This window comes from Oceaniovalibus guishaninsula JLT2003, assembly GCF_000299575.1.
GTDB lineage: Bacteria > Pseudomonadota > Alphaproteobacteria > Rhodobacterales > Rhodobacteraceae > Palleronia > Palleronia guishaninsula.
This window is the reverse complement of the sequence record NZ_AMGO01000046.1, coordinates 164,624-180,330: the sequence shown is the minus strand read 5'-3', so window position 1 is coordinate 180,330 and position 15,707 is coordinate 164,624. Positions and strand designations below refer to the sequence as shown.

The 15,707-nt window shown below is 67.6% G+C and carries 14 protein-coding genes; 7 read left to right on the top strand and 7 right to left on the bottom strand.

The annotated features are described in order from the left end of the window. Positions 1 to 8: 8 nt before the first annotated feature. The gene (locus tag OCGS_RS10175; protein WP_007427158.1) at positions 9 to 737 is read left to right on the top strand and encodes a rhomboid family intramembrane serine protease; all 729 of its coding nucleotides are present in this window, start codon (positions 9 to 11) and stop codon (positions 735 to 737) included. Here the strand turns inward: OCGS_RS10175 and OCGS_RS10170 are convergent. Together OCGS_RS10170 and OCGS_RS10165 are read right to left on the bottom strand one after the other, a co-directional pair. Next, the gene (locus tag OCGS_RS10170) at positions 734 to 1,519 is read right to left on the bottom strand and encodes an inositol monophosphatase family protein (RefSeq protein WP_007427157.1); all 786 of its coding nucleotides are present in this window, start codon (positions 1,517 to 1,519) and stop codon (positions 734 to 736) included. The genes OCGS_RS10175 and OCGS_RS10170 overlap by 4 nt on opposite strands. A gap of 365 nt (positions 1,520 to 1,884) precedes the next feature. After that, the gene (locus OCGS_RS10165; RefSeq protein ID WP_007427156.1) at positions 1,885 to 2,796 is read right to left on the bottom strand and encodes a LysR family transcriptional regulator; all 912 of its coding nucleotides are present in this window, start codon (positions 2,794 to 2,796) and stop codon (positions 1,885 to 1,887) included. Positions 2,797 to 2,885: 89 nt separating this feature from the next. Between OCGS_RS10165 and metF the strand changes: the two genes are divergently transcribed. The 3 genes from metF (at position 2,886) to OCGS_RS10150 (ending at position 7,950) form a co-directional block, all read left to right on the top strand. After that, on the top strand, positions 2,886 to 3,749 hold the full coding sequence (gene metF, locus OCGS_RS10160; RefSeq protein ID WP_007427155.1) for a methylenetetrahydrofolate reductase [NAD(P)H]: 864 nt from the start codon (positions 2,886 to 2,888) through the stop codon (positions 3,747 to 3,749). Between the two features lie 92 nt (positions 3,750 to 3,841). Beyond that, complete coding sequence (locus OCGS_RS10155) at positions 3,842 to 6,871, top strand: valine--tRNA ligase (RefSeq protein WP_007427154.1); 3,030 nt, start codon at positions 3,842 to 3,844, stop codon at positions 6,869 to 6,871. Beyond that, complete coding sequence (locus OCGS_RS10150) at positions 6,868 to 7,950, top strand: pyridoxal phosphate-dependent aminotransferase (RefSeq protein ID WP_007427153.1); 1,083 nt, start codon at positions 6,868 to 6,870, stop codon at positions 7,948 to 7,950. Before OCGS_RS10155 ends, OCGS_RS10150 begins: the two co-directional genes overlap by 4 nt. 1 nt (position 7,951) lies before the next feature. Here the strand turns inward: OCGS_RS10150 and OCGS_RS10145 are convergent, their stop codons facing one another. Further along, a complete protein-coding gene (locus OCGS_RS10145) occupies positions 7,952 to 9,145 on the bottom strand; it encodes a pyridoxal-phosphate-dependent aminotransferase family protein (protein ID WP_007427152.1) in 1,194 nt (397 codons plus the stop codon). Between the two features lie 157 nt (positions 9,146 to 9,302). Here OCGS_RS10145 and OCGS_RS10140 point away from each other — a divergent pair, with 157 nt between their 5' ends. Beyond that, positions 9,303 to 11,042 (top strand): ABC transporter ATP-binding protein, encoded by a 1,740-nt coding sequence (locus tag OCGS_RS10140; protein WP_238538245.1) that lies wholly within the window; start codon positions 9,303 to 9,305, stop codon positions 11,040 to 11,042. After that, the gene (gene ygfZ, locus OCGS_RS10135; RefSeq protein ID WP_007427150.1) at positions 11,039 to 11,776 is read left to right on the top strand and encodes a CAF17-like 4Fe-4S cluster assembly/insertion protein YgfZ; all 738 of its coding nucleotides are present in this window, start codon (positions 11,039 to 11,041) and stop codon (positions 11,774 to 11,776) included. Before OCGS_RS10140 ends, ygfZ begins: the two co-directional genes overlap by 4 nt. A gap of 18 nt (positions 11,777 to 11,794) precedes the next feature. Here the strand turns inward: ygfZ and efp are convergent, their stop codons facing one another. Then, positions 11,795 to 12,358: an elongation factor P gene (gene efp / locus OCGS_RS10130; RefSeq protein WP_007427149.1), complete on the bottom strand. Its 564-nt coding sequence runs from the start codon at positions 12,356 to 12,358 to the stop codon at positions 11,795 to 11,797. Between the two features lie 311 nt (positions 12,359 to 12,669). Between efp and OCGS_RS10125 the strand changes: the two genes are divergently transcribed. Continuing rightward, positions 12,670 to 12,987, top strand: a complete 318-nt coding sequence (locus OCGS_RS10125) for a DUF6280 family protein (protein ID WP_007427147.1) — start codon at positions 12,670 to 12,672, stop codon at positions 12,985 to 12,987. A gap of 78 nt (positions 12,988 to 13,065) precedes the next feature. Here the strand turns inward: OCGS_RS10125 and OCGS_RS10120 are convergent, their stop codons facing one another. The 3 genes from OCGS_RS10120 to OCGS_RS10110 form a co-directional block, all read right to left on the bottom strand. Continuing rightward, positions 13,066 to 13,467, bottom strand: coding sequence for a hypothetical protein (locus OCGS_RS10120; protein ID WP_007427146.1), 402 nt, complete (start codon positions 13,465 to 13,467; stop codon positions 13,066 to 13,068). Between the two features lie 88 nt (positions 13,468 to 13,555). Next, positions 13,556 to 14,956: a TolC family outer membrane protein gene (locus OCGS_RS10115; RefSeq protein WP_007427145.1), complete on the bottom strand. Its 1,401-nt coding sequence runs from the start codon at positions 14,954 to 14,956 to the stop codon at positions 13,556 to 13,558. A gap of 26 nt (positions 14,957 to 14,982) precedes the next feature. After that, complete coding sequence (locus OCGS_RS10110) at positions 14,983 to 15,636, bottom strand: protein-L-isoaspartate O-methyltransferase family protein (RefSeq protein WP_040610881.1); 654 nt, start codon at positions 15,634 to 15,636, stop codon at positions 14,983 to 14,985. Positions 15,637 to 15,707: the final 71 nt, after the last annotated feature.

Sequence of the window (15,707 nt, the reverse complement as noted above, 5' to 3'; positions counted from 1 at the left end):
TGCGCGCCATGTTTCCCATCCGCGATCACAACCCGTCGCTCGGCACGCCTTGGATCACCTGGGCGCTGATCGGCGCGAACGTCTTGGTCTATCTGGTCACGCTGGGGGCCAGCGCCGACCAGCGCACGCTGATCGCCTTTTATGACGCCTGGGCGCTGATCCCCGCCGAATCCGATCCGCTAACCTATATCACCTCGCAATTCCTGCATGGCGGCTTCATGCATCTTGCCGGCAACATGCTGTTTCTATGGGTCTTCGGCGACAACCTCGAGGACGAGATGGGCCACCTGCCCTTTCTCGGCTTCTACCTGCTGGGCGGCATCGCGGCGGCGCTGGCGCAGACGTTGTCCGATCCCGCCTCGCCCATCCCGATGGTCGGCGCGTCGGGCGCCATCGCGGGCGTCATGGGCGGCTATCTGCTGATGTTTCCGCGCGCCCGCGTCGATGTGCTGATCATCTTCATCGTGTTCTTCCGCGTCATTCCCATCCCCGCCTGGATCGTGCTGGGCGTCTGGTTCGGCATCCAGATCTTCTCGGGCGCCAGCGCGCCCGCGGGCGTGGGCGGCGTCGCCTATTGGGCCCATGCGGGCGGCTTCGTCGCGGGGACGGCGCTGGCGCTGCCGCTCTGGCTGCGGCGCGGCGGCATGGCCTTCTGGCGGCGCAATCGCGGTGCGCCGCCCCATCCGCAGGCCGTCTATCGCCGCACGTCGATCCCCGTCGCGGGCCGCCGGCGCTAGCCCGCCAGAACCTTGCGGAACCCGTCGAAGACGTTGGCGTTGGCGGCGATCACCGTGCCCGTCTCGAAGATGCCGGCCCCGTCCTCCAACGGCTCGACCAGACCGCCCGCCTCGCGCACGATGACCAGTCCCGCGGCCATGTCCCATGGGTGCAGCCGCCGTTCCCAGAACCCGTCATACCGCCCCGCCGCGACATAGCAAAGGTCGAGAGCGGCCGCCCCGAACCGCCGCACCCCCGCCGTCGCGGGCAGAAGCCGGCCCAGATCCTTCAGCGTCGCGGGCAGATCCGACCGCCCGCCGAAAGGCAGCCCGGTGGCGAAGATGCACTCGATCAGCTTGTGGCGCCCCGAGACCCGCAGGCGGCTTTCGTTCATGAACGCGCCGCCGCCCTTTTCGGCCACGAACATCTCGTCCTTGGCCGCGTCATAGACGACGCCGGCCACCACCTCGCCCTTGTGCTCCAGCCCGATGGACACCGCCCAATGCGCCAGCCCGTGCAGATAGTTGGTGGTGCCGTCCAGCGGATCGACGATCCAGCGCCGCGTCGGATCCTTGCCCTCGGCCGCGCCCGTTTCTTCCCCCAGCCAGCCGTAATTGGGCCGCTCGGCGCTCAGCATGTCGCGGACGATCTTCTCGGCGGCGATGTCGGCGCGGCTGACGAAATCGCCCGCCCCCTTGGACGACACCTGAAGGTTCTCGACCTCGCGGAAGTCCTTGACCAGCGACCGCCCCGCCGCCCGCGCGGCCTTCATCATGATGTTCAGGTTCGCGCTGCCCTGCATGGGATCCCCCGGATTGCCAGACGCGCGGCATAAAGCGCGCCGCCCCGGATGCCAAGCCTGCCGACCGTTCTGCCTTCATCCAGTCGCGCCCGACATTCGCCCACGCCTGAGAACATCCGCACCAGGCTTCCGGCTGGACTGAACATTCCTATCGCCTATCGCCTATCGAAAACTCCATTCCGCATAGACGAGCCACAGACCAAACGCGAAAACGGCTCCGACCAAGGGATACATGACGAAAATCTTGGTCCTGAATCGTCTGCTCAGCCAGTCGATCACCGCACCAAGCACGTTTTCCATCGACTGATACCTTTCGCGCGCCGCTGACGGGCCGCTATAGCGGCGGTTGACCGCGGCGCATGTCTTTACGCCGCACCCCGTTGCAGTTTTACCGGCACCGTCTGCGTCAGCCGCAGCAGATCGGCCATGAACGGCGCTTCCGTCTCGTCGCTGCGCGTCGCGGCATAAAGGCGGCGGGTCAGCCCGCCCTTGGTCAGCGGTCGCGTGACGTAATCCGATTGCAGCCGCACGTCGCGCACCACCCAGTCGGGCAGCACCGCCACCCCCCGCTGTGACGCGACCAGCAGCAGGATCACCGCCGTCAGCTCGACCTGCCGCACCTCGGCGGGTTCCACCCCCGCGGGCATCAGCAACTGGCTGAACACGTCCAGCCGCGCGCGTTCGACCGGATAGGTGATCAGCGTCTGGTCGCGGAAATCCTCGGCCACGACGAAGGGCTTTGCCGCCAGCGGATGCCGCGACGACGCGACGAAGACCGGCTCATAGTCGAAAAGCGGCGTGAAATCGACGCCGGGCAGCGTTTCGGGATCCGACGACACGACCAGATCGACCTCCTGCCGCTGCAAGGCGGGCAGCGCGCCGAAGGCCAGGCCGGGGCGGATGTCCACGTCGACGTCGGGCCAGTCGCGGCGGAACGCCTCCAGCACCGGGAACAGCCACTCGAAACAGGCATGACACTCGATGGCGATATGCAGCCGCCCCGCCCTGCCGCTGACCAGACCCGCGAACTCGGCCTCCAGCGCGGCGACCTCGGGCAGGATCCGCTCGGCCGCGCGCAGCAGCTTCAGCCCCGCCGCCGACAGCGTCATCGGCTTGCTGCGCCGCACGAACAGCGCGACCCCGGCCTGATCCTCCAGCCCCTTGATCTGATGGCTCAGCGCGGATTGGGTGATGTTCAGCCGCGCCGCCGCCCGCCCCAAGCCGCCCGCCTCGTGGATGGCCTTGACGGTGCGAAGGTGGCGAAACTCGATATTCATGGCGCGCCTCATGTTCTTCTTGAGGATTATGAATTTGCTTCAAATCATCGCCCGTGCCACAAGGCAACCCGGTTTTACAGGAATGCACGATGACACCGCCCCGCATCTCGTTCGAATTCTTCCCGCCCAAATCGCTCGACGCGTCTTTCCGCCTGTGGGAGACGATCCGCACGCTGGCGCCCCTGCGTCCCGAATTCGTCAGCGTCACCTACGGCGCGGGCGGGACCACGCGCGACCTGACGCATGACGCGGTGACGACGATCAACAAGCGCACCGGCCTGCGCGTCGCCGCGCATCTCACCTGCGTCGAGGCCACGCGCGACGAAACGCTGGCCATCGCCGACAGCTATGCCGATGCGGGCATCACCGACATCGTGGCGCTGCGCGGCGATCCGCCCGATGGCCGCAGGTTCGCGCCCCATCCCGGCGGCTTCGCCGATACGGGCGAGCTGATCGCGGCGCTGGCCGCCACCGGGCGCTTCACCATCCGCGTCGGTGCCTATCCCGACCGGCATCCCGACGCCGCGACCGACACGTCCGATGTCGACTGGCTCCGGCGCAAGCTGGATGCCGGGGCGTCCTCGGCGATCACGCAATTCTTCTTCGACGCCGACACCTTCTTCCGCTTCCGCGACCGCTGCGCCGCCGCCGGCATCGACCGGCCCATCGTTCCGGGCATCCTGCCCATCGAAAGCTGGAAAGGCGTGCGCCGGTTCGCCGAACGCTGCGGCACGCCGGTGCCCGCCTGGCTGGACGACGCCTTCGCCACCGCCGGACAGAACGGCGGATCCGACGCGCTGGCCACGCGCCTGTGCACCGATCTATGCACCCGCCTGGTCGAGGGCGGCGTCGAGGATCTGCATTTCTACACCCTGAACAAGCCGCACCTGACGCGCGACGTGGCCCGTGCCCTGGGCGTCGTGCCGCAGGGCGGGCTTGAACGGGTGGCCTGACCGCCCCGCATCCCGCCGGCCTTCCCCTCGCCCGCCTTAATCTCTAATCAGGCGGGCGATGCAGGACGCCCGACGCCGCGAGGGATACGGACATGGACAAGACCTTCAACCCAACCGAGGCCGAGGCGCGGATCTATGCGGCATGGGAAGCCGCGAACGCCTTTGCCGCCGGGGCCAACGCGAAGCCCGGCAAGCCGCCTTTCAGCATCATGATCCCGCCGCCCAACGTCACGGGCAGCCTGCATATGGGGCACGCCTTCAACAACACCTTGCAGGACATCCTGGTGCGCTGGCACAGGATGCGCGGCTTCGACACCCTCTGGCAGCCCGGCACCGATCATGCGGGCATCGCCACGCAGATGGTGACGGAACGCGACATGGCCGCCAACGGCGAACCGTCCCGCCGCGAAATGGGCCGCGAGGCGTTCGAACAGCGCGTATGGCAGCAGAAGGAACGCAGCGAAGGCACGATCCTTGGCCAGTTGAAGCGCCTCGGCGCGTCCTGCGACTGGTCGCGCACGGCCTTCACGATGGATGCGGGCTTTCACGATGCCGTCCTTAAGGTGTTCGTCGATCTTTATGACAAGAAGATAATCTACAGGGGTAAACGCCTCGTGAATTGGGATCCGCATTTCGAGACCGCGATCAGCGATCTCGAAGTCGAATCCACCGAAGTGGACGGCCACATGTGGCACTTCCGCTATCCGCTGGCGGGCGGCGAAACCTATGAATACGTCGAGAAGGACGAGGACGGAAACGTCACCTTCCGCGAAACACGCGACTGGATTTCCATCGCCACGACCCGCCCCGAAACCATGCTGGGCGACGGCGCCGTGGCGGTTCATCCGTCCGACGAACGCTATGCGCCGATCGTCGGGAAACTCTGCGAAATCCCCGTCGGCCCGAAGGAGCATCGCCGCCAGATCCCGATCATCACCGATGACTATCCCGACCCGGCCTTCGGGTCGGGCGCGGTCAAGATCACCGGCGCACACGACTTCAACGACTATGCCGTGGCGCAGCGCAACGGCATCCCGCTTTACGTCCTGATGGACACCAAGGGCGCGATGCGCGCCGACGGGCTGTCCTACGACGCATCCGCCGCCCGCGCGCAGGCCATCGCCGAAGGGGCCGAACCCGGCGATGTCGGCGAGATCAACCTCGTCCCCGACCATCTGCGCGGCCTCGACCGTCTGGAGGCGCGGCGCCGCGTGGTGGACGAAATCACCACCGAGGGGCTGGCCGTCATGGTGCCGGAAACCGACCCCCGCCTCGGCCGCGCCGCCCGCACCCCGCTCGCCCCCGAGGAAGGCGGCGAGACGCGCAGCGCCGAACTGGTGCCGCTGGTCGAGCCGAAGAAGATCATGCAGCCCATCGGCGACCGCTCGAAGGTGGTGATCGAACCGATGCTGACCGACCAGTGGTTCGTCGATACCGCCCGCATCGTCCAGCCCGCCATCGACGCCGTGCGCAACGGCGATGTCCGCATCCTGCCCGAGCGGGACGAAAAGGTGTATTTCCACTGGCTGGAAAACATCGAACCCTGGTGCATCTCCCGCCAGCTCTGGTGGGGGCACCGGATCCCGGTGTGGTATGGGCCAAAGTGGGAAGCCGTTCCCGGTATGAAGGTTATAAGTTGGACGAATGGCGAGACTGTAAGATTTTGTGCGACCAGCGAAGCACAAGCTCTGGAAATGGCAAGCACATATTATGGTCGAAATGCGGTGCTGGTTGCAGACGAGCGCGCGGCGCATGACATCACTGACGGGCCTCGGATGCACGAGGAGATGCCCGTCTGGCGCGACCCCGACGTCCTCGACACCTGGTTCTCCTCCGGTCTCTGGCCCATCGGCACGCTCGGCTGGCCCGAAGACACCCCCGAACTGCGCCGCTATTTCCCGACCTCGGCCCTCGTCACCGGGCATGACATCATTTTCTTCTGGGTCGCCCGGATGATGATGATGCAGCTCGAGGTCGTCGGTCGGGCGCCCTTCCGCGATGTCTATGTCCACGCCCTTGTCCGCGACGAAAAGGGCAAGAAGATGTCCAAGAGCCTCGGCAACGTGCTCGACCCGCTGGACCTGATCGACGAATACGGCGCCGACGCCGTGCGCTTCACGCTGGCGGCGATGGCGGCCATGGGACGCGACCTGAAACTGTCGAAGGACCGCATCGCCGGCTATCGCAATTTCGGGACGAAGCTGTGGAACGCCTTCCGCTTTGCCGAAATGAATGGCGCGACACCCGACTTGTACAATTCGGGCGCTGAAATGTACGAATTGTACAACTCGACCGCCCCGGTGAACCGCTGGATCGTCGGCGAAACCGCCCGCGTCCACGCCGAGGTCGATGCGGCGCTGTCCGCCTACCGCTTCGACGCGGCGGCGAACGCGCTCTATTCCTTCGTCTGGGGCCGGGTCTGCGACTGGTATCTGGAACTGTCGAAACCGCTTCTGATGGACGGATCCGACGCCGAAAAGGCTGAAACCCGCGCCACTTTGGCCTGGGTGTTGGACCAGTGCCTGATCCTGCTGCACCCCTTCATGCCCTTCGTGACCGAGGATCTGTGGGGCCAGCACCCCCGCCCCACCCTGCTGATCCACGCCGACTGGCCCGAATACGACGACGCCGTTTCCGACCCCGAAGCCGACGCCGAGATGACCTGGGTGATCGCCCTGATCGAGGCTGTCCGGTCCGCGCGGGGCGAGGTCAACGTGCCCGCGGCGCTGCAAATTCCGCTGCTGGTGCTGGAACTGGACAATGCCGGCGAAGCGACATGGAACAGGAATGCCGCGCTTATTCAACGCCTTGCGCGGATCGAGTCGTTGGAAACGGTGGCCAAGCCCCCCAAGGGCGCCGTCACCATCCCCGTGCGCGGCGGCACGTTCGCGCTGCCGCTTGAAGGGATCATCGACGTCGCCGCAGAAAGCGACCGGCTGCAAAAGGCGATGGGCAAGCTCGACAAGGACATCGCCGGCCTGTCCGGCCGCCTTCGCAACCCCAGATTCCGCGACAGCGCCCCGCCCGAGATCGTGGCCGAGACCGAGGCGCTTCTGGCCGAAAAGTCCGCCGAACAGGACCGTCTGAAGGCCGCGCAGGCCCGTCTGGCGGAACTGGCATGACCGATCCGCGCCTGACCCCGCTGGCCGCCGCCCTGCCCGCCACGGTGCCCTTCGTCGGTCCCGAAACGCTGGAACGGCGGCGCGGCGCGCCCTTCGCCGCACGGCTGGGGGCGAACGAAAACGGCTTCGGCCCGTCGCCCCAGGCGTTGGAGGCGTTGCAGAAAGCGGCCCCCGACGCCTGGATGTATCCCGACCCCGAATGCCATGAGCTGAAAACCGCGCTTGCCGCGCATCACGGGCTGGACGCCGAACATATCGTCGTGGGCGAAGGCATCGACGGGCTGCTGGGCTGGCTGGTGCGCCTGACGGTCGCGCCGGGAACCACGGTCGTCACATCCTCGGGCGCCTATCCGACCTTCGACTATCACGTCACGGGCTATGGCGGCACGCTGTCCAAGGTGCCTTACCGCGACGACAAGGAAGATCCGCAGGCGCTGATCGCCCGCGCGGCCGAAACCGGCGCGCGGCTGATCTACCTCGCCAACCCCGACAACCCCACCGGCAGCGTCCACGATGCCGCCACGGTCGAGCGGATGGTCGCAGCGGTGCCCGACGGCGCGCTGCTGATCCTCGACGAAGCCTATCTGGGCTGCGATGCTGGAACGCCGCATCCGTGTATCGTCCCCGACGATCCCCGCGTCATCAGGATGCGCACGTTTTCCAAGGCTTACGGGTTGGCAGGGCTGCGGATCGGTTATGCGATCGGGCCGAAGCCGCTGATCGCGGCCTTCGACCGGGTGCGCAACCATTTCGGCGTCGCGCGCATGTCCCAGGACGCGGCGCTGGCGGCCCTTGCCGATGACGCCTGGCTGGCCGAGGTGCAGACCCGCATCGCCGCCAGCCGCGACCGCATCGCCGATATCGCGGAACGGGCCGGGATGACGCCGCTGCCCTCCGTCACCAACTTCGTCGCCTGCGATTGCGGCGATGCGGCGCGCGCGGGTCAGGTGATGGATTGCCTCGAGGCGGCCGGCATCTTCGCGCGCCGTCCCGGCACCCCGCCGCTGGATCGCCTCGTGCGGATCAGCTGCGGCCCCGAGGCCGACATGGCGCTGCTGGAACGCGCCCTGCTGGGCTGAATCAGGCCGTGGCGCAGACCTGCGCCGCCGCCTCCAGCGCGCCCTGTCCGTGCGGGATGTCCAGCGCGACCAGTCCCGCCTGGATCGCGCCCAGCGTTCCCAGCACCATATGCGCGTTCACGTGACCCATATGCCCGATGCGGAAAAAGCCGCCCGCCCCCGGATCGCCGGGCGGCACCATGCCCAGACCGATGCCCAAGGTCACGCCGGCCCGCTCGTCCGTCCATTGCCGCAGCCGCGCCCCCAGATCGCCGCCGGTGCGCACCGCCGTCACGGCATGGCTGCGCTGGCCGGGATCGGGCACGTTCAGTTCCAGCGGCCCGCCTTGGCCCCAGGCATCGAACGCCGCCCAGACCGCGCGGGCCAGAACGGCGTGGCGCTGCCAGATCGCCTCCACCCCCTCGGCCATCATCAGGTCCAGCGCGGCGCGCAGACCGTAAAGGTGATGCGTCGGCGCGGTGCCGCCGAAATACTGATAGAACTGCTCGGGCCGGGCGCGCGGACGCCAATCCCAGTAACGGCTGACGCGCAGATCGCCGCGCCGGGCATCCGCGCGGTCGTTGAAGAACACCAGTCCCAGCCCCGGCGGCGTCATCAACCCCTTCTGGCTGGCGGTGACGACGACATCGGCGCCCCAGCCATCCATCTCGAACGGGTCGCTGCCGAGGCTGGCGATGCAATCGACCATCAGCAGCGCGGGATGGCCCAGATCGTCCAGCACCGCGCGCAAGGCGGCGATGTCGTTGCGCACCCCGGTCGAGGTATCGACATGCACCGCCAGCACCGCCCTGATCCGGTGCGCGCGGTCCTGCGACAGCCGCAGGGCCACTTGCGCGGGGTCGATGGCGCTGCGCTTGCCGAAATCCAGTACCTCGGGCGCGGCCCCCAGTCCGGCCGCCATCTCGGCCCAGCCATGCCCGAACCGGCCCGTGGCCGGCACCAGCACGGCATCGCCGGGAGCCAGCACATTGGCGAGCGCCGCTTCCCAGGCCCCGTGGCCGTTGGCGATATAGATCGCGACATGCCCCGCCGTTCGCGCCACCGCCCGAAGATCGGTTACAAGGCCGGGCATCATGTCGGGCAGTTCGCCCTGATAGATGTCGGGCGCGGCGCGGTGCATGGCGCGCAGCACGGCATCGGGCACCGCCGAAGGGCCCGGTATGGCAAGAAGGCGGCGTCCGTTGGCAAGGGTCATGGCGCTCTGTCCGAAAGGGATCGCGCCGGCCTAGATCGGCGCGGCGGGGCCGTCAATCGGCCGCCGGGGCCGGGCGGCTTTCCCTCGGCCCGCCTTCGCGCTAGGGCTGGCGGCGATGGACAGACACGTGCCCGACCTCGGTTCCGCGACCGCCCTGATGGGGCGGCTCTGGCGCGAATACGTCGCGCGGCACTGGCCCTGGCTGGCCGTCGCGGTGCTGCTGATGGTGGTCGAGGGCAGCACGCTGGGGCTGCTCAGCTATACGTTGCAGCCGATGTTCGACCGCGTGTTCGTCGATGGCGATGTGGGGGCGATGTGGTGGGTCGGCGGCGTGATCCTGTCGCTGTTCGTCATCCGCGCGGTGACGGGCGTGGCGCAGCGGGTGATCCTGACGCGCGTGGCGCAACTGACCTCGACCGACATGCAGACCGACCTGCTGGCGCACATGATGACGCTGGACAGCACCTACTTCCAACGCAACGCCCCCGGCGCGCTGATCGAGCGTGTGCAGGGCGACACGCTGGCGGTGCAGAACGTCTGGCAGGTGCTGATCCAGGGGCTTGGACGCGATGTCGTGTCGCTTCTGTCGCTGTTCGTCGTGGCCGTCACCATCGACGTGGGATGGACGGCGATCGCGGTCGTCGGCATCCCGCTGCTGATCCTGCCCACGGTCGCGTTGCAGAAATACGTGCGCCGCAAGACGCGGCAGATGCGCAGCGATTCGCGGCACCGCGCCACCCGTCTGGACGAAATCTTTCACGGGATCGACGCGATCAAGCTGAACGGGCTGGAACCCTATCAGCTTGCCCGCTTCCGCAAGGTCGTGGACCGTATCGTTCACAGCCAGATCAAAAGTGCCGCGGGCCGCGCCCTGCTGCCCGGCATGATCGACATCGTGACGGGGCTGGGGTTCTTCGGCGTGCTGGTGCTGGGCGGGCGCGACATCATCTCGGGCGAAAAGACGGTCGGCGAATTCATGTCGTTCTTCACTGCCATGGCGCTGGCGTTCCAGCCGCTGCGCCGGATCGGGGCGATCTCGGGCACCTTCCAAGTTGCCGCCGCGTCGCTGGAAAACATCTATACCGTCTTCGCCACCCGTCCCACGATCCTGTCTGCCCCGCGACAGATCGCGCCCATCGCCGGCACCCCCGAGATCGAGGTCGAGCATGTCACCTTCGGCTATGACGACACGCCCGTGCTGCGCGACCTGACCTTCCGCGCGCGCGCCGGCAAGACCACGGCGCTGGTCGGCGCGTCGGGGGCGGGCAAATCCACCATCTTCCGCCTGCTGACGCGGCTGGTGCAGCCGTCGCAGGGCACCATCGCCATGAACGGGCAATCCATCGCCGACATGCCGCTGGACGCGCTGCGCGGGATGGTGTCCATCGTGTCGCAGGATGCGCTGCTGTTCGACGAGACCATCCGCGAGAACATCCTGCTGGGCCGCCGCGACGTGTCCGAGGACGCGCTGCGTCGCGCGGTCGAGGATGCGCGCGTGGCCGACTTCGCCGACGACATGCCGCTGGGTCTGGACACGCTGGCCGGTCCGCGCGGATCGAACCTGTCGGGCGGCCAGCGCCAGCGCGTCGCCATCGCCCGCGCGCTGCTGCGCAACACGCCCGTGCTGCTGCTGGACGAGGCGACATCGGCGCTGGATGCCCAGTCCGAGGCGGCGGTTCAGGCGGCCCTCGAACGGTTGTCCGAAGGGCGCACCACACTGGTCATCGCGCACCGGCTGTCCACGGTCCGCACTGCCGACTGCATCGTCGTGCTGGACCAGGGCCGCGTCGCGGACAGCGGCACGCATGACGACCTGCTGGCGCGCGGCGGCATCTATGCCGACCTCTACCGCCTGCAATTCGACGAAAACCGCATCCGCCAATGGAGGACGGCATGAACGCCCGCACCATCCTGTCGCTTTCGGGCGACGACCGGATCGCCTTTCTTCAGGATCTGGTCACGAACGATGTCACCCCCAGGGATCGGCTGATTTATGCCGCGCTGCTGACGCCGCAGGGCAAGTATCTGGCCGATTTCTTCGTGCTGAACCGGGACGACAGGACTCTGATCGACGCCGATGCGGGCCAGGCCGACGCGCTGGCAGCACGGCTGACGATGTATCGCCTGCGCCGCAAGATCGGCATCGACGTGACCGACATGCCGGTCGCCTGCGGCACCGGACCCGCCCCCGAGGGCGCCCTGCCCGATCCGCGGCATCCCGACCTCGGCTGGCGGCTTTACGGCAGCGACGGCGAGGACGGCACCGATTGGGATGCGGTCCGCGTCGCCCACTGCATCCCGCAGGCGGGGATCGAGCTGATCCCTGACGACACCTATCTTCTGGAAGCGGGGTTCGAGCGCCTGAACGGCGTAGATTTTCGCAAGGGATGCTATGTCGGGCAGGAAATCGTCGCGCGCATGAAGCACAAGACCGACCTGCGCAAGGGGCTGGCGACCGTCGCCGTCACGGGCGATGCCGCCCCCGGAACCCCGATCATGGCCGGGGACAAGCCGGCGGGAACGCTGCACACCCGGTCTGGGGACCGCGCCATCGCCTATCTGCGCTTCGACCGCGTGACGGACGACATGCGCGCAGGCGAGGCGGCCGTGGGGGATGTCCGGCGTTTCTGACCGCCGGACCGGGCGCGATCAGGCGCGTTCGGAATATTCCATCGTTTCGGTGTTGACGACGATATCCTCGTCCGGCCCCACGAAAGGCGGCACCATGACCTTGACGCCGTTATCCAGGATCGCGGGTTTGAAGCTGTTGGCCGCGGTCTGGCCCTTCACCACCGGCTCGGTCTCGACGACCTTGCACACCACCTTCTGCGGCAGCGTCGCGTTCAGCGCCTCGCTTTCGTAATACTCGATATGCACCGTCATGCCGTCCTGAAGGAACGGACGCCGCTCGCCCAGGATTTCGGCGGGCAGTTCGATCTGCTCGAACGTCTCGCTGTCCATGAACACCAGCATCCCGTCGGTTTCGTAAAGGAACTGCTGGTCCTTCTGGTCCAGACGCACGCGTTCCACCTTGTCGGCCGACCGGAACCGTTCGTTCAGCTTGCTGCCGTTGCGCAGGTTGCGCAGCTCGACCTGGGCGAAGGCGCCGCCCTTGCCGGGCTTGACGTGATCGACCTTGACCGCGGACCACAGATGCCCGTCATGTTCCAGCACGTTGCCGGGCCGGATTTCGTTGCCGTTGATCTTGGGCATTCCATGGTCCTTGCAGAAAACCGAACAGGCCGCTGTCCTAGCTTTCGGGCGCTGCACTGGCAAGCCACCGAACGCAAGCGCGAAACGCCCGCCCCGGCACGACGACGCGAAGGGTCGGGCGGACGGCGCCCTTGCAGGATCGCCCGGCACCGCTAGATATGGAAACAGCCGGGGCCGAGGGCCTTCATTTCGGGGTGTCCTTCGTGCCAGCCATGCGCCGGGCGCAACGGCGCCATTCCGAAAGGGCGGACCAGAATCGCGGTCGGGCAGTCCATAAGCGGCTCAACCGACCGGAACACAAGGAACGACGAATGTCTGATTTCGTTGATGGGACCGCATTCAACCACGAGCAGGGCAACCGCGCGCGCAAACTCTTTGCCGCGGTGGTGCTGGCCGCTCTGGACGATGCGATTGCCGACGACAAGAAATACGGTAACGGACCCGAGCAGATCGCCCGCTGGGCCAGATCCCGCGACGGCCGCGAAGTGCTGAGCTGCGCCGGGATCGACCCGAACGAGCGCGTGGTGAACGGGCTGATGGAATTCGTGTCCAAGGGCGTGCGCACCTCGGTCGCGCTCAGCCGCGAGGAAAGCGAACGCCGCAACGCCGCACAGGCCGAAGCCGCCTGATTCTCAAGGGCTTTCGACGACCGGACGCCGCGGCTTGCCCGCGGCGCCGGTGTTTTGAATGGGGCCTGCGGGGCGGCGCTATTGCTCCAGATCGCGCAGCGCCAGGGCGCGCATCACTTCCCGCCGGACCAGCTTGCGCACGTTGCGGGTGATCCGTTCGCCCAGCACGCCCTGCAATTCCTCGCGCACGACATCGGCGATCATCTCGCGCAAAGCCGCTTCGTCCAGCATGTCGCCGTCCGCCATATCCGGCAGCACCAGATCGGCGCCCCGCGGCCTGGCCATTTCGGCAGGCCTGGCCGGCAAGGCCTCGGGCTCGGCCACGCGCAGGTCGGATGTCAGAACCAGCCGGTCCTCGGCCGTATCGTCGGCCCCTGATCGTTCGGCGGCCCCGGACCGTTCCGCCGCCACGTCCCGTTCGACCAGCCGGCGGATCGACGCCAGCACATCCTCGACCTCGCCGGGTCTGGTATCGGACATTCACACGCCTCCGGGTTGCACGGAACTCATCCTAGCGCGCGCCCGGCACGCGAACAATCTGCGGCGGACCTCACCGGCAGCGGGGCGCCTATTCGCGCCCCAAACTGCGCAGCAACGCGTCCAGCTTGGCACCCTGCGGGCTGATGCGGTGGATCGGCGCATCCGACACGGCATCGTAATAGGCCGACGGATCGTAGGTGACGATGCCGAGGTTCAGGTGATCCACCGTCAGCAACCCCATCGCCGCCAGCACAGCATAGACGGCCAGCACCTCGGTCGTGCGGGCCTGGATGGCGTCCACGCGCGCATTCAGCAGATCCTGTTCGGCATCCAGAACGTCCAGCGTGGTGCGCGCGCCAAGCTGCGCCTCCTCCTGCAACCCCTCGAAGGCGACGGTCGCGGCGCGAATTTCCAGATCGGTCGCGCTGATCCGGGCGCGGGCCACTTCCAACCGCGCCCATGCCGTGGCGACCTGACGCTCGATATCGTTGATCGTCTCGTAAAGGTCGCCGCGATTTGCGTCGCGCTGCGCGATGGCCTGCCGGTATAGCGACGTAAGCTGCCCGCCGCGATAGATCGGCCCGGTCATGACGATACCGACCGATGCATTTTCCTCATAGTTCTCGTCGATGGCCACCCGCGCCTGCGCCGAGATGCGCGGCTTCATCTGCGCCTTGGCCCGCGCTATGGACAGTTCCGCCACGGTGACAAGCCGCTGGTCGCGCTGGATGTCGGGATGGGTGCGCACCGCCACCGCCTGCGCCGCGTCCAGCGACGGCGCGGTTTGCGGCAGATTGCCCGGCGGCGTGAGGTTCCCCGGCAACTGGCCGATCTGTTCGCGGTATTCGGCGCGTGCGATTTCCAGATTGCCCAGCGCCGCCGCCAGATCGCTGCGCCCCGAGGCCAGACGCGACTCGGCCAAGGCCACGTCCGTCCGCGTCACCTCGCCCACCTCGAACCTGTCCTGCGCCGCCTGAAGTTGCTGGTCGATCAGTCGGACGTTGTTCTGCCGCAGGTTGACCAGCGCCTCGGCCTCGCGGACCGAAACGAAGGCATCCACGGCGTTCAGCAGAACGATCTGTTCGACGGCGATCAGGCCCTGCCGCGCGACAAGGACCAGCTCCTTGGCCGAATCGATGGCCAGCCGCGCCGCGCCGCCGTCCCAAAGCAGCAGGTCCGCCGCCAGCGACATGCTGGCCACCGTTTCCTCGGTGTCGGTGATCCGCCGCCCGGCGATGGTCAGACCGCCGATGCTGGTTTCGCCGGTCGTGCGGTCGTTGGGAAACGCATACTGGCGCGCCATCTGCGCGGTATAGGTGATGACCGGGCGCAAAGCCGCCACCGCCTGCGCCACGTCCTCGTCCGCCGCCCGCAGCGTCGCGCGGTTATTTTCCAGCAGACCGCTGTTGCGATAGGCCATGATCAGCGCGTCGGACAGGCTTTCGGCACTCGCCCCCAGCGGCGCCGCGACCAGCATCAGCGCGGCCACGCCCGTTCTCAATCGGCCAAGGCAGGTCACAGCGTGAACTCCGGCATGACATCGAATCCTTCCAGAACCGGGGCGCTGGCATTGAACGCATAGCGCCAGCTGACCTGCCCGCCGGTTTTCACTCCGACGCGGGCGACGCCCAGCGATCCCTGCATGAAGATGCATCCGATCCGCCCGCCCTCGGCCAGCTGGTCGATAACCGAATCCGGCACCCGCTGCACCGCGCCTTCGACGACGATCGCGTCGTAGGGGCCGTGCGCCGGGGCGCCCAGGGTCGGATCGCCCGTCTCGACCGTGGCATTGTCGGCGCCGACCTCGACCAGCGCCGCCTGCGCCTCGCGCGCCATGTCGGCATCGGGTTCGACCGCGACGACGGCCTCGGCCAGAACCGCGATCACCGCCGTCGAATAGCCCAGCCCCGGCGCCAGATCGAGCACCAGATCGCCGGGCTGGATGTCCAGCGCCTCCAGCAGCTTGGCCTGCGTGCGCGGTTCCAGCACGACGCGCCGCGGGCCCAGCGGAATGTTCTCGCCGACATAGGCGGTTTCGCGCAGGGCGTCCGGCACGAAGCGTTCGCGCGGAATCCGCAGCATCGCATCGAGAAGCGGAAAGCTGGTCACGTCCGCCGTGCGGACCTGCGTATCGACCATCATCGTGCGGCGGAGTGCGTAATCGGCCATGACCCAACCCATCTGTCCAGATCGCTTGCCGTCCGTGTGCCACACCCGCCCTGCCCCGGCAACGCGCAAAC